Origin of the sequence: Brevundimonas sp. (assembly GCF_041688735.1) — a bacterium.
Taxonomy (GTDB): Bacteria; Pseudomonadota; Alphaproteobacteria; order Caulobacterales; family Caulobacteraceae; genus Brevundimonas.
In genome coordinates, this window is the sequence record NZ_JBDNHO010000012.1 from 1 (window position 1) to 12978 (window position 12978).

Here is a 12978-nt window from a genome sequence, read left to right on the forward strand (position 1 = left end):
CACGAGTTTCGACCAGGGCGGGCTGGTGACGCTGTGATTTTTGAAGGGCGCGCAAAATCAGGGGGTTGGCTGGGCGAGATGTGACGACGATCGACGGATTGCCAGCAGAGTGTCGACCCCCGATCCGCTATCGTCATTCCGCCTCTTCCGGTGGGACCCAGTTGGGATCGTTCTCGGGAAACCAGTCCGCCGCCAGATCGCGCCACTGCGGGTTCTCCCGTTCGATCAGCGCCAGCTTCCAGTCCCGGAGCCATTTCTTGATCCGCTTTTCGCGCCGGATCGCCGCGACCACCCAGGCGTGGCGCTCGAACCAGACAAGACGCGTGCAGTCATGGTCGTCGGTGAATCCTGAAAAGGCGTGGGTCTTGTGCTTCCACACCCGCGCATGGAGGTTCGCCGTCATGCCGGTGTAGAGCGTCCCGTTGCGATCACTGCCCATGATGTAGGTCGCGATAAAGGTGCGATGCGTCCCCATTCGCACAACCTATCCGATATTCCTGCTTTCGTCATCCTCCGGCGACCCCCGCGAAAGCGGGGGGAGACCGGGGGACCCATCGTCATCCTCCGGCTTGACCGGGGGGAGGCGCCGAAGGCGACCTGTTCAGGCAGGCTGTGTCCGACGATGGCGCTCCCGACAGTTTCGCGTTCACGCGCGCCGCTGGGTCCCCCGGTCTGCGCCGCGAAGGCGCGGCTTGCCGGAGGATGACGAAAGGGACGGGGGCGCGTAACCCTTCGTTTCTCGCTATTCGGCCAAGGCGAGATTTCGATCGGCTTGCGGCACCCCTTCGATCCGCCCTCTTCCTTTCGTCATCCTCCGGCGAGCGTAGCGAGACCGGGGGACCCATCGTCATCCTCCGGCTTGACCGGGGGGAGGCACCGAAGGCGACCTGTTCACGCACGAGGTTTCCGCCTTGGGAGTCCGCGACAGGTTCGCGCTCCCGCGCGCCGCTGGGTCCCCCGGTCTGCGCCGCGAAGGCGCGGCTTGCCGGAGGATGACGAAAGGGAAGAGAGCGGCGCGGCCGTGTGAGGGGCATGCGCTCTTGGCGGTGTTTCCGTGCGATGCGACGGTGGTGATGCCGATGTTGGGGGTGCGAAGCACCAGTCTCACCCCCTACCGGATGGCGGGCCACTCTTTCGTAGAAAGGTAGTGCTCATGACCAACCACCAGCGTTCGCACGCGCTGTTGCAGATCCGCAAGTGCCGGATGGAAGCGAGCCTGGAGCGCCTCGTCCCAATATCCGAAGAATTCATCGACCGTTGCGGCGACGAGAAAAGCCATGCTCGTTAGAAGCTGTGGTCGCGGATATCCCCACTCTGGGCTCGGCGTAAAGCGTTTGCCGTCTTCTGTTTCCAAGTGAAATTGAAGCAAGTCTCCCCAACTTCCGTGGACTGACTGAGACATTCCGCTGAACGCGCCGATGTAAGCCAGGTCGTCGCCGAATACCTCTTTGGCCTTCGCTCTGGTGTTCTGCCCTCCCCAGTCTCGCCGCTTCGTGCTGACGTCGTCTAAGGACAGGTTGGCGAGGCTGGCCGCCCGGTTGATCGACCTGAGCATGCGATCCTCGACCGGCATGACTTCGCCGCCCCGCTCCGCGATCCGGTCCATGATTTGGTCGTGAAGAATCCGTTCCTGACGATATGAGGACTTCACGAAATCGTCGCCGAGCTCAGCGTCGAGTTTTCTGACGAGATAACGGATGTCCACGACCGTCTCGAAAGCAAGCCGGCACATGATCTGAGCGATTTCAGCCCGACGCTGACATATCTGGTCGAGTAAGGCGCTAAGTAGCTTGTAGAGCCGGACCATTAGCCCGCCCAAGATCGCCTCGTCTCGCTCCCAGCCGCCTCGATCGTCCATGATGCTGTGAGCAATGATTGTATAAGACGCAGCTTCAACGACCAGTTGGACAGCCAAGTCTATAAAGTCGTCCTCGTCGTCGAACTCTCGCAATACAGCTGCATCGATCTTCACCGGATCAATGTGAGGAAGCGCGTCCTCGTTCAGGATTGTCGCCACCTAATGCACCCGCGCCTTCCCGATCTCCAGCCCGTCTCCGCCCGCTGACACCGCGATCACGCTCCCGTCGTCGATCTCCCCGGCCAGCAGTTTGCGCGCGATCGGGTCGACCAGGTCTTTCTGGATCACGCGCTTCAAGGGCCGGGCGCCATAGACCGGGTCATAGCCCTTGTCGGCCAGCCAGGCGGCGGCGCTGTCGTCGAGGGACAGGGTCAGGCGGCGGTCGGCGAGGAGCCGCTCGAAGCGGGAAAGCTGGATACGGACGATCCCCGCCATCTGGTCGCGCCCCAAGCGGCGGAACAGGATGATCTCGTCGATGCGATTGAGGAATTCGGGGCGGAAATGGCCGCGGACCTGCTCCATGACATAGGGGCGGACGGTTTCGACGTCAGCTTGCTCTCCATCGGGGCCCTCCCCCTGACCGGCCAGAGCCTCTGAGCCCAGGTTGGAGGTCATGATGATCAATGTGTTCTTGAAGTCGACGACGCGGCCCTGACCGTCGGTCAAACGGCCGTCGTCGAGCACTTGAAGCAGCACGTTGAAGACGTCGGGGTGGGCCTTTTCGACCTCGTCGAACAGGATGACCTGATAGGGACGTCTGCGCACCGCCTCGGTCAGGGCGCCGCCCTCGTCATAGCCGACATAGCCGGGAGGGGCGCCGATCAGGCGCGAGACGCTGTGCTTCTCCATATATTCCGACATGTCCATGCGGGTGATGGCGGCCTCGTCGGCGAACAGGAATTCGGCCAGGGCCTTGGTCAGTTCGGTCTTGCCGACGCCGGTGGGGCCGAGGAAGAGGAAACTGCCCAGCGGGCGGTTGGGGTCGTTGAGGCCGGCGCGGGCGCGGCGGACGGCGTCGGAGACGGCCTCGAGCGCCGGACCCTGGCCGACGACGCGGGCGGACAGGGCGTCCTCCATCGCCAGCAGTTTTTCGCGCTCGCCCTCCAGCATCTTGTCGACCGGGACGCCGGTCCAGCGCGAGACGACCTGGGCGATCTGTTCGGCGTCGACGACTTCGGGCGTCAGCGGGCCTTTGCCGTCCGTTTCGGCGGCCTCGGCCTCGGCCAGCTGTTTCTCGATCTGCGGGATCTGGCCATAGGCAATCTCTGACGCGCGGCCCAGGTCTCCGGCGCGCTGGACGGCGACCAGTTCGGCGCGCAGGCGGTCGAGGGTTTCGCGCAGTTGCGCGCCTTGGCCGACCTTGTCCTTTTCCGATTTCCAGCGGGCGGTCAGGTCGTCGGACTGGCCCTCCAGATCGGCGATTTCGTCCTCGAGTTTTTCGAGACGGGCGACGGAGGCCTTGTCGGTCTCCTTCTTCAGGGCCTCGCGTTCAATCTTGAGCTGGACCAGACGGCGGTCGATCTCGTCGAGGGATTCCGGCTTGGAATCGACGGCCATGCGGACGCGGGAACCGGCCTCGTCGATCAGGTCGATGGCCTTGTCGGGCAGGAAGCGGTCGGTGATGTAGCGGGCCGACAGGGTGGCGGCGGCGACGATGGCGCTGTCGGAAATGCGCACGCCGTGGTGGACCTCGTATTTTTCCTTCAGTCCACGGAGGATCGACACCGTGTCCTCGACCGAAGGCTCGTCGATGAACACCGACTGGAAGCGGCGGGCCAGGGCCGCGTCCTTCTCGATGTGTTTGCGGTACTCATCCAGGGTGGTGGCGCCGACGCAGTGCAGCTCGCCGCGCGCCAGGGCGGGCTTGAGCAGGTTGGAGGCGTCCATGGCCCCCTCGCCCTTTCCGGCGCCGACAAGGGTGTGCATCTCGTCGATGAACAGGATGATGCCGCCCTCGGCCGCGGTGACCTCGGCCAGCACGGCCTTGAGCCGCTCCTCGAACTCGCCACGGTATTTTGCGCCGGCGATCAGCGAGCCCATGTCGAGCGACATGACGACCTTGTCGCGTAAGGATTCCGGCACGTCGCCGTTGACGATGCGCAGCGCCAGACCTTCGACGATGGCGGTCTTGCCGACGCCGGGCTCGCCGATCAGGACGGGGTTGTTCTTGGTGCGGCGGGCCAGGACCTGAATGGTGCGGCGGATCTCCTCGTCGCGGCCGATCACGGGGTCGATCTTGCCGTCGCGGGCGGCGAGCGTCAGGTCGCGGGCGTAGCGTTTCAGGGCGTCATAGGCGTCCTCGGCCCCGGCCGAGTCGGCGGTCTTGCCCTTCCTGACATCGGCGATGGCGGCGTCGAGCTTGTCGGGCGTGGCGCCGACCGATTTCAGCACTTCGGCCGCCACGCCGCCTTCGCGCGCGATGGCCGAGAGCAGGCGTTCGGTGGTGACGAAGGCGTCGCCGGCCTTTTTCGAGGCGGCCTCTGCGGTCGAGAAGACCCGGGCGGTGTCGCCGTCCAGATAGATCTGGTTCGAGCCACCCGAGACCTGGGCGCGTTTCTTGAGGGCGGTTTCGGTGGCGGTCTCGGCCCTGGCCGCGTCGCCGCCGGCGGCGGTGATCAGGTTGCGGGCCAGGCCGTCGCGCTCCTCCAGCAGCACCTTGAGCAGGTGTTCGGGCGCGAACTGCTGATGCCGCCGGGCGAGGGCCAGCGACTGGGCCGATTGCACGGCCTGTTTGGCGCGGTCGGAATAGAGGTCGAGGTTCACGGCAGTCCCCTGTGTCAGGCGGAATCCGCCGACGCGCCCTCTGATGCAAGCAACGCGCCGTGCGGCTGGGGATCAGGTGGGTGTGGCGGGTGGGACACACAAGGGGTGTCAGGACGGGGCCGCGAGGGTTAGGGTCGAGGCCGGAGAACGCCCCTTTGATCTCTCATTCCGCCTGGCCGGTCGATCCCGGCGTGATCGTTCCGTTCCTCCTGGCCGTGGCCCTGATCGAGCTGACGCCCGGGCCGAACATGGTCTGGCTGGCGCTGGTGTCGGTGGCCAATGACGGCGCGGCGCGCTCGGTTCAGGTCGACGCCTTTGTGAAACAGGCCATGGCTGTCAGTCCGGACGCGGACTTTTCGTATGACGATCACGACCTGCGGCTGACCAGGGCGTTACGGGTCAGTCCATCGGCATGATGAAGACGCGTTCGTAGCCGGACTTTCCGTCGCTGACGGGCAGGGCGACATAGTCCGAACCCGACCGGTCGATCGCCTCGCGCGCCAGGGCGTTGAACGCGTCTTTCGCCATCCCGTCGGCGCGCACGATGAAGAAGCCGCCTTCGGCCTTTTCCAGGCGGCAGAAGCGGCCGGGCTTCCGCAGGGATTTGAGAAAAGACATGACGCCCTCTGGCGCGACCGGGGCCTGCGCCCCGCCAGAACCATACTACAACTTTCAGGGACCGGGCCGCCTCATATTTGCGTTACCGCGCGAACCGCCGTTTGGCGCCGCCGCGAGGGCGGGGTCAACAGGGCGGCGGCGGCGACCCCTCCAAGCGAAATGCGCGCCCGGGGGATCAGCTCTCTTCGACGGGGGCCTCGACCTTGCGACGCGGCGCACGGCGCTTGGGCGCGGGAGCCTCGCCCGCCTCCTCGACGGACGGGGAGGTCTCGGCCTGAACGGGCGCGGGGGTGGCCGAGCGGGTCAGGAAGCCAGGCAGGGCGGTGGGGGCGTCTTCGGCACCAGCCGCGTCGCTGGCGGCATCGCGTCGCGGGCGACGCTCGGCGCGGGCGGGACGCTCTGCGCGCTCCGGACGCTCCGGACGCTCGGTCCGCTCTTCGACGGGTTCGAAGGCGGTTTCGGCGGACGCGGCCTCGCCCTCGGCCCGGGGCTCGCCGCCGTCGCGGTCGAAACGGGCGCCGCGCTCCTGCTGACGACGCTCCCAGCGTTCACGGCGGGTTTCGCGGCGGCTGCCGTCGGCGTTGGTGGTCGCCTCGCCTTCGGGACGGGGCTCGCGCGGTTCACGTTCGGGGCGCGGCTGCTCGTCGCGATCGCGCCATTCGCGGCGCGGCTGTTCGGCCTGACGGTCGTTGGGGCGATCGCCAGAACGGTCGTTCGAGCCGCCGTTCTGGCGCTCTTCGTTCTCGCGCTGGCGGGACTCGATCTGGGCGACGCGGTCTGCTTCTACCTTTTCGGCGGCCATGATGGCGGCGGCCTGGGCGCCGGTTTCGTCCTCGAAGTCGATGTCGAAGCCCTGACCGGCCAGTTCGCGCTGGGCGATCTCGGACACGGGGCGCGAGGGCTGAAGGGCGCGCAGGACGCGGAAATAGTGTTCGGCGTGCTGGGTGTAGTTCTCGGCCAGGACGCGGTCACCGGCGGCCGAGGCGTCGCGCGCCAGCTGCATGTAGCGCTCATAGACGGTCTGGGCGTTGCCCCGGACCTTGATGTTCTCCGGGCCTTGCGAATCCCAGGACCGGTTCGGATTGGTGGCATTGGCGGTGTTGTTGCTTTGGCTGCCGCCGCCGGGCTTCCTGTTGCGTCCGCGCTGACGCTTCATGCCCTTGAAATCTCTCATCGGACGCTACCGTGCTTTGTATGAGGGACAGTCCCGGGCGATGGGCCTCGGGCGCTGTCCGTGGGGTCGTTCCGCTTCGTTCCGGGGCCAATCCCCGCTGACGATGTAATCGGAAATCCGTTGCCGCCCCGGACCATTGGAATCAATGGTCCGTGTGACGTTGGGTCGGAAATCTGAGTTTGGATGCGAGAGCACCCAAACCGATTTCGTCCCCGGTCCGCCGGGCCGATCTGGCCAGACCTTCACATGCCCTGAGCGCGCGTGGATGGGCCAGAAGCGGACCAAGGCGTGCGTTTTGGGTGGGAGACAGAGGAAGACTTAGCGCGGAGGGGGGCGGTTTCCAAGGGGTTTGTTGAGGCAGCCATCCTCCCCCGGTGGAGGAGGGGACCACAGAGCGGTGGAGCGGCCCCACTTCAGTCACCGGCGTTTGGGGCCGGCCCCCTCCACCACCCTTCGGGCGGTCCCCCTCCCCCGGTGGGGGAGGATGGCTACATCCTGGGGATCGGGTTTGTCCGGGGGTCAGGCCCGTTGGTCACGACGCGGTCGCGGTCGGACAGGTCCTTGACGACGATGACGTGGTCGAACCCTGCAGCCTCGAACAGGGCCTTGACCTGGGGGCCCTGATCCCAGCCGATCTCGACGGCGAAGATGCCGTCGGGCCGCAGGATGCGGCGGATCTCGGGGGCCAGTTCGCGGTAGGCCACCAACCCGTCGGGGCCGCCGTCCAGCGCGAGATGGGGATCATGCTCGCGCACCTCGGGGTCGAGGCCGACGATGTCGCCCGAGGGGATGTAGGGCGGGTTGGACACCACCAGGTCGAAGCTGTGGTCGCCGAAGCCTGTGGCCCATTCGGTGCGCAAAAAGGTGGCGCGGTTGTCGAGCTCGAGGTTGGTTGCATTCTCTTTCGCCACCGCGAGGGCCTCGAACGAGATGTCGGTGCCGACCCCGCGCGCCCCGGCCCGCTCGGCCAGGGTGGCCAGCAGGATGGCCCCCGAACCGGTTCCCAGGTCGATCATCTCGAACGCCTGGTGCGGGGGATAAGCCAGCATGACGACGTCGAGGATGGCCTCGGTGTCCGGGCGCGGGCTGAGCACGTCGGGGGTGACGTTCAGCATGATCTTCCAGAAGCCCTTTTTCCCCAGGATGCGCGACACGGGCTCGCGGCGCAGGCGACGTTCGACATAGCCGTCCAGCTGGGCCTGCTGGTCGACGGTGACGACGCGGTAAGGGTCGGCGATGATGTCGGTGCGGCTGGCGCCGGTGGCGACCTCGAGCAGCAGGCGGGCGTCGATCGAGGGGCTGTCGATCCGGCCCGCCTTCAGCGCGGCGGTCGCGGCCTTCCAGGCGGTGACGAGGGTCGCGTCGGTCATGGCAGGATCTCCAGGGCGTCGCTGACGGCGATGCGCCCGCCCGCCTCGCTCAGCAGCTCTGGCGTGAACCGATTGACGGGGTGGCGATACAGGGCAGTGACGACGGCGGCGGTCATTCTCATCGCTTGACGTGGACGCAGGCAGATTTCAAGTCGAAGCGAGACGGAACGTCGCCCCGTCCGTAGCCGTTGTCGCGTCGATGCGGGAACCGTCGAACCCAAAGGCCGGAACCGGCCCCTGGAAGGCTCTGGCGGCGCTGGCCGGCGGCCTGGCCGCCGGCGCCGGCGCGGCGCATATACTCTATACCCGGGGGCACAAATTCGGGCTGGAGCTTCGGCCTCAGCGTCCCGAGGTCGTGCCGCCCGCCGCCCCCACCCCGGAAGAGGTGGACGCCACCGAGCCCGGCCGCGGGCGTCTGGCCCAACGGCCCGAACATATTCCGCACAAGGGTTGGGTCGACATCTTCTGGCGGGTCGGGGCCTCATATTTCGGCGACCGGATCGGCTTTATTGCCGGCGGGGTGACCTTCTTCGTGGTGCTGTCGCTGTTCCCGACGCTGGCGGCTTTCGTCACCCTGTATGGCCTGTTCGCTGATCCGGCGGATGCCTGGAGTCGGCTGCAATTTCTCTATTCGGTCCTGCCTTCGGGGGTAGCCCAGTTCCTCGGTGGCGAGATGCAGCGGCTGGCCGAGAACGCCACCACCACCCTGACCTTCACCCTGGTCTGGACCCTGGCCCTGTCGCTTTGGACCGCCAACGGGGCGATCAAGGTGCTCTTCTACGGACTGAACGTCGCCTATCACGAGGTCGAGCGGCGCAATCTGGTCAGATACAATCTGACCTGCATGGTCTTCACGGTGACGGGGCTGATCAGCATCCTGGTGACGGCGGGCCTGATCGTGGGCGTGCCGGTGGTGCTGGGGGTGTTCGGCCTGGCCGATGAATGGGCCCATCTGGCCCCCCTGCGCTGGCCGGTTCTCGGTGCCGTCTATGTGGCCGCCCTGACCGTGATCTATCGCTTCGGCCCCTGCCGGGCGCGGGCGCGCTGGCGCTGGCTGACGCCGGGAGCGTTGTTCGCGGCCGTACTGAGCCTGGTGCTGTCGCTGCTGTTCAGCTGGTACCTGCAGACCTTCGTGCGGACGGCCTACTATGGCCCGCTGGCGGCCATGATGGGCTTCCTGCTGTGGACCTGGCTGAGCGTGCAGATCGTACTGATGGGAGCCGAGCTGAACGCCGAGATCGAGCACCAGACGGCGATCGACACGACGACGGGCGATGCGCGGGCGCTGGGCGCGCGCGGCGCGGTGGTGGCCGACACGGTCGGTCCCAGGCGCGGCAATCCGGCGGCGCTGGCCTTTACCCTTAAACACGCCGAGGCCCTGTCCGACCGGCTGCTGAAGCGCCGCATCCGGCGCGACTGAGCGGTCGTTGGCGCAGCGCGAACGGACACGCGCGGCCGTTCGCGAAGGGAGGGTGCCCAAACGCGTAATCCCGGTGGCGGTGGACCCGGCGCCGGCACACGGTCGGTGGATCGAAACGGCCCGGTCGTCGGGCCCCTCACATGAAGGACTTCGCCATGATCGGCTTCGCCGCCGCCGCCGCCGCCCTGCTGCTGACCACCACCCCCACCTTCGCCGGCCCCGCCTTCGCCGGCTCTGACGAGTCCAGCGTGGTCTTCACCTTCGAGACGGTTGCCACGACCGGCACCGTCATGGTGGCCCTGTTCAGTTCCGAAGCCGACTATAACGGCGGTGCCCCCGTCGCCGAGGCCGCCATCCCCGCCTCCGGCCCGGTCGTCGCCCGGTTCGAAAACCTGCCCGCCGGCGACTATGCCATGAGGGCCTTCCATGACGTCAACGGCGACGGCCAGATGAACACCAACCCGTTCGGCATGCCGACCGAGCCCTATGCCTTCTCCAACAACGCGGTCGGCAACATGGGTCCCGCCCGCTGGGACCGCGCGCATTTCGCCGTCTCGGGCGAGACCGCCCAGACGATCAGCATTCGCTGATCTTCCTTGTTGGCCTAACGCGCGTCGCGCTGCTTGAGGCCCGGTTTTTCGGAGACATCTGATGCTCGCTTCCCGCCGCCAGTTCCTGATGGGCGCCGCCGCCCTTTCAGCCGCTGTCACCACCCCCGAAACCGTCCGCGCCATGGCCGCCATGCAGGCGTCTGCCGACTGGGCCCTGGCCACCGCCGACCTCGAGGCCGACGTCGCGCCCCGGGCCATGCGGCTGGTCCACGGCCGGGCACCGGCGGGCCTGACCGGGACCCTGTTCCGCAACGGCCCGGGCAAGTTCCGGCGCTCCGGCGGCTCGGCGACCCACTGGTTCGATGGTGACGGCCTGATGCGGGCCTTCCGCGTCAATGACGGTCAGGTCACGCTCGACGCCCGTTTCGCTGACACGCCCAAGCGGCGCTGGGAGACCGAGATCGACGCCGTCGTCACGCCCGGCTTCGGCACCGCCGGAGACGCCCGCGCCCGCATCGGCTCCAACGACGACGCCAATGCCGCCAACACCGCCGTCATGACCGCCGGCGACGAGGTCTGGGCCCTGTGGGAAGGCGGCGCGCCCATGGCGATGTCGGCCTCGGACCTGTCGACCAGACGCTTCGTCACCCTGCGGGACGACCTCAAGGGCATGCCCTTTCAGGCCCACCCTCGCTACGACCCCGACGGCACGATCTGGAACATCGGCCTGAACGGCGACAAGGCCGTGGTCTGGCATCTGAACGCCGACCGCAGCCTGAACACGGCCCGGGTCATCGACCTGCCGCGCGCCAGCTATATGCATGACTTCACCGCCACCGCCCGACATCTGATCCTGGTGCTGCAGCCCTGGGTCTTTGACCAGCGCGGCATGCCCTATGCCTCACAGTTCGCCTGGCGGCCCGAGCTGGGGACCCAGGTGCTGGTCATCGACAAGGCCGACCTGTCGCGCCGCCGGATCTATGAGCTGCCGACGTTCAGCTATTTCCATCTCGGCGACGCCTGGGAGGACGGCTCGGGCACGATCCGGTTCGACGTGGCTGCGGGCAAGGACGTCGCGTTCGCCGTCGCCGGCGCGCGCGTGCTGGTCGAGCAGCGCGGGGTCGTGCCGGGCGAGCATGCGGTGCTGAAACTGGCCACCCTGCACACCGACGGCCGCGCCGAACTGGCGTCCAGCGGTGTCACCGCCGAATTCCCCAAGAGTGACCCCCGCCGCGCCGGCCTGCCGCGCCGCCTGACCGTTCATGTCGCCGGCGAGCGGCCGGATCGGCCCTTGCCGACAGGTTTGGCGACCTGGAACTGGGACACGGGACGTTCGGACGCCTTCACCTTCGGCGACACCCAGATCGTCGAAGAGGCGGTCTTTGTCCCGCGCGGCCCGGACGAAGCCGACGCCTGGCTTATCGCCCCGTCGATCAACCTGGCCGAGGGCGTCACCGAGCTTCACGCCTTCAACGCCGCCCGCGTGTCCGACGGCCCCGTCGCCACCTGGCGCGCCGACATCGCCCTGCCCGCCGGCTTCCACGGCATCTGGGCGGGATAAGTCATGGCCTCAAGTCGCGCGAAGCGCGGCAGGCCAACCGGAGAGGCCTCTAATACCAGCCAGCCTCGCGCAAAGCCTTGGCATAGCGGCGGCTCACCGGCGCAGCCAGTCCGCCCTCAAGCGTCAGGGTCGCCCGGCCGTCGCCGCGGCTGACACCGCGCACCGAATCTTTCGCGACCCACCAGCTGCGGTGCGTCTGGGCGCCCTCCAGCCCCTCCAGCTCGGTCAGGGCGTCGGACAACCGCATCAGGATCAGGTCCGAACCGCGGTCGGTATGGATGCGCAGATAATGGTCCTCGGACTGGACAGCGCGAATGGACGCACCCTTCAGCTTCATCGGCAACCGTTCGGGAAACCGGGCCGGGGCGGACCCGGCGGTGGCCGCGTGGGTCTGGACCGGCTTCGCCTTGCTGACGAAGACATTGATGGTGCACATGACCGCCGTGATGGTCAGGACGGGGCCGATCAACAGGGGCAGGGTCCGCAACGGATAGGCCTGGCCTTCGAACACCAGCCCCGTCACGAACCAGACCAGCAGCGAGACCGGGCCGGTGATGGCGGCGGTCAGGGCCAGGACCGCCAGCCACGGCCGCTCGTCCATGTCGATCCAGCGGTCGATCAGCCGCGAGCACACATGGCCCCACGATTCGCCCGCCACCATCACCGGCACCCAGTAGACAAGCCTCGTCCAAAGGGGGGCATTGCCGGTGTTGAACGGGCCCAAGACGGCCAGCACCACCCCGGCGATGGCGGCGATGCCGAGCCCGCGCAAGAGACCCAGGGTCGCCGACCGGATCGCTGGCGCGGGATTAAAGACGGTCGGCGCGGTCATGGCTGGACGAACGTCTCCGGCAGGTGCTTTGTCGGGCAGGGGCCCAGACCACGAAAAGGCGTTTCGATGAAGTTGGCAATCGCCGCTGTGACGATCGTGCTCGGGTTCGCCCCCGCCGCGCAGGCCGCAGACCTCACCCTGACGCTTTCAACACGGGGGTCGGGCGGCACCATCGCCGTGGCCATCTATCGCGACGCCGAGGCCTTTCGGCGCGGACAGGCACCGGTCGCGACCCGCGTCGTCCCCCGCAGCGGAGCTGTGACCTCGGTGACGATTCCGGGACTGGCCCCTGGTCGCTATGCCGTGGCGGCGTTTCACGACACGGACGGCAACGGTGAACTGACGCTGTGGCCCATCGGCCTGCCGCGCGAGGCGTATGGCTTTTCCAACAACGCGCGCGGGCGGTTCGGCCCGCCCCTCTTCGCCGCGGCGGCGTTCGATCTTCCGGCGGCGGGTGCCCGTCAGGCCTTCACCCTGCGATAGGGCGTGGCGGGATCACCGGCCTGTTCGTCGGTGCCCTGTTTATCGCAGGCATGCTCATCGTCTTTACGGCCGCCTGATGTGGCGGGCGTTCCCCGGCTAGACCATTTTTGTTTCAGGTCGAATCGACCTGAAACCAAAAAATGGTCCAGAACCATGCTGGAGCGAAATCTGAGCCTTGATGGACTGCGTCCATCAAGACCGATTTCGCCCTAGAGCGTTCGCCGCTCAAGTTGACGTATAGCCATCATGCCGGAAGTAGTTGGCGCATTCCTGGGGTGTGAAGGCCTTGAGGATATCGCCGATGCGGTCCCAGAGGCCCGTCATTGTGGTCTCGGCGGCGGCTCGCAG

Annotated in this window: 12 protein-coding genes; 5 read left to right on the top strand and 7 right to left on the bottom strand. The window is 67.3% G+C overall.

What is annotated here, in order from left to right; all coding sequences use genetic code 11:
- Positions 1-133 precede the first annotated feature (133 nt).
- The 3 genes from ACESMO_RS01525 to clpB form a co-directional block, all read right to left on the bottom strand.
- Complete coding sequence (locus ACESMO_RS01525; RefSeq protein ID WP_372706418.1) at positions 134-475, bottom strand: GIY-YIG nuclease family protein; 342 nt, start codon at positions 473-475, stop codon at positions 134-136.
- A gap of 636 nt (positions 476-1111) precedes the next feature.
- Complete coding sequence (locus ACESMO_RS01530) at positions 1112-2017, bottom strand: DUF5677 domain-containing protein (RefSeq protein ID WP_372706419.1); 906 nt, start codon at positions 2015-2017, stop codon at positions 1112-1114.
- On the bottom strand, positions 2018-4621 hold the full coding sequence (gene clpB / locus ACESMO_RS01535; protein WP_372706420.1) for an ATP-dependent chaperone ClpB: 2604 nt from the start codon (positions 4619-4621) through the stop codon (positions 2018-2020).
- A 155-nt stretch (positions 4622-4776) separates the two neighbouring features.
- Here clpB and ACESMO_RS01540 point away from each other — a divergent pair, with 155 nt between their 5' ends.
- Positions 4777-5037 carry a hypothetical protein gene (locus ACESMO_RS01540; protein ID WP_372706421.1) on the top strand — a complete coding sequence of 87 codons (261 nt, stop codon included), beginning with the start codon at positions 4777-4779 and terminating at the stop codon, positions 5035-5037.
- Here the strand turns inward: ACESMO_RS01540 and ACESMO_RS01545 are convergent.
- The 3 genes from ACESMO_RS01545 to prmC form a co-directional block, all read right to left on the bottom strand.
- Positions 5021-5239, bottom strand: coding sequence for a hypothetical protein (locus ACESMO_RS01545; RefSeq protein WP_372706422.1), 219 nt, complete (start codon positions 5237-5239; stop codon positions 5021-5023). The genes ACESMO_RS01540 and ACESMO_RS01545 overlap by 17 nt on opposite strands.
- Before the next feature lie 175 nt (positions 5240-5414).
- Positions 5415-6413, bottom strand: a complete 999-nt coding sequence (locus ACESMO_RS01550) for a DUF4167 domain-containing protein (RefSeq protein WP_372706423.1) — start codon at positions 6411-6413, stop codon at positions 5415-5417.
- A gap of 488 nt (positions 6414-6901) precedes the next feature.
- Positions 6902-7783: a peptide chain release factor N(5)-glutamine methyltransferase gene (gene prmC / locus ACESMO_RS01555; protein ID WP_372706424.1), complete on the bottom strand. Its 882-nt coding sequence runs from the start codon at positions 7781-7783 to the stop codon at positions 6902-6904.
- 199 nt (positions 7784-7982) lie between these two features.
- Between prmC and ACESMO_RS01560 the strand changes: the two genes are divergently transcribed.
- From ACESMO_RS01560 to ACESMO_RS01570, 3 genes are all read left to right on the top strand, one after another.
- Positions 7983-9203, top strand: coding sequence for a YihY/virulence factor BrkB family protein (locus ACESMO_RS01560; protein WP_372706425.1), 1221 nt, complete (start codon positions 7983-7985; stop codon positions 9201-9203).
- Positions 9204-9343: 140 nt separating this feature from the next.
- Entirely contained in the window at positions 9344-9793 is a 450-nt protein-coding gene (locus ACESMO_RS01565; RefSeq protein ID WP_372706426.1) for a DUF2141 domain-containing protein, read from the top strand.
- Between the two features lie 61 nt (positions 9794-9854).
- The gene (locus tag ACESMO_RS01570; RefSeq protein ID WP_372706427.1) at positions 9855-11315 is read left to right on the top strand and encodes a carotenoid oxygenase family protein; all 1461 of its coding nucleotides are present in this window, start codon (positions 9855-9857) and stop codon (positions 11313-11315) included.
- Positions 11316-11364: 49 nt separating this feature from the next.
- On the opposite strand, the gene ACESMO_RS01575 is transcribed toward ACESMO_RS01570, so the two are convergent.
- Positions 11365-12147 carry a LytTR family DNA-binding domain-containing protein gene (locus ACESMO_RS01575; protein WP_372706428.1) on the bottom strand — a complete coding sequence of 261 codons (783 nt, stop codon included), beginning with the start codon at positions 12145-12147 and terminating at the stop codon, positions 11365-11367.
- Positions 12148-12213: 66 nt separating this feature from the next.
- Between ACESMO_RS01575 and ACESMO_RS01580 the strand changes: the two genes are divergently transcribed.
- Positions 12214-12630 (top strand): DUF2141 domain-containing protein, encoded by a 417-nt coding sequence (locus ACESMO_RS01580; RefSeq protein ID WP_372706429.1) that lies wholly within the window; start codon positions 12214-12216, stop codon positions 12628-12630.
- The last annotated feature ends 348 nt before the right edge of the window (positions 12631-12978 follow it).

Coding starts and splice junctions, on each gene's coding strand:
- ACESMO_RS01575 (WP_372706428.1), bottom strand. CDS start 12,147: ATGACCGCGCCGACCGTCTTTAATCCCGCGCCAGCGATCCGGTCGGCG.
- ACESMO_RS01560 (WP_372706425.1), top strand. CDS start 7,983: ATGCGGGAACCGTCGAACCCAAAGGCCGGAACCGGCCCCTGGAAGGCT.
- ACESMO_RS01570 (WP_372706427.1), top strand. CDS start 9,855: ATGCTCGCTTCCCGCCGCCAGTTCCTGATGGGCGCCGCCGCCCTTTCA.
- ACESMO_RS01550 (WP_372706423.1), bottom strand. CDS start 6,413: ATGAGAGATTTCAAGGGCATGAAGCGTCAGCGCGGACGCAACAGGAAG.
- ACESMO_RS01545 (WP_372706422.1), bottom strand. CDS start 5,239: ATGTCTTTTCTCAAATCCCTGCGGAAGCCCGGCCGCTTCTGCCGCCTG.
- ACESMO_RS01525 (WP_372706418.1), bottom strand. CDS start 475: ATGGGGACGCATCGCACCTTTATCGCGACCTACATCATGGGCAGTGAT.
- prmC (WP_372706424.1), bottom strand. CDS start 7,783: ATGACCGACGCGACCCTCGTCACCGCCTGGAAGGCCGCGACCGCCGCG.
- ACESMO_RS01565 (WP_372706426.1), top strand. CDS start 9,344: ATGAAGGACTTCGCCATGATCGGCTTCGCCGCCGCCGCCGCCGCCCTG.
- ACESMO_RS01580 (WP_372706429.1), top strand. CDS start 12,214: ATGAAGTTGGCAATCGCCGCTGTGACGATCGTGCTCGGGTTCGCCCCC.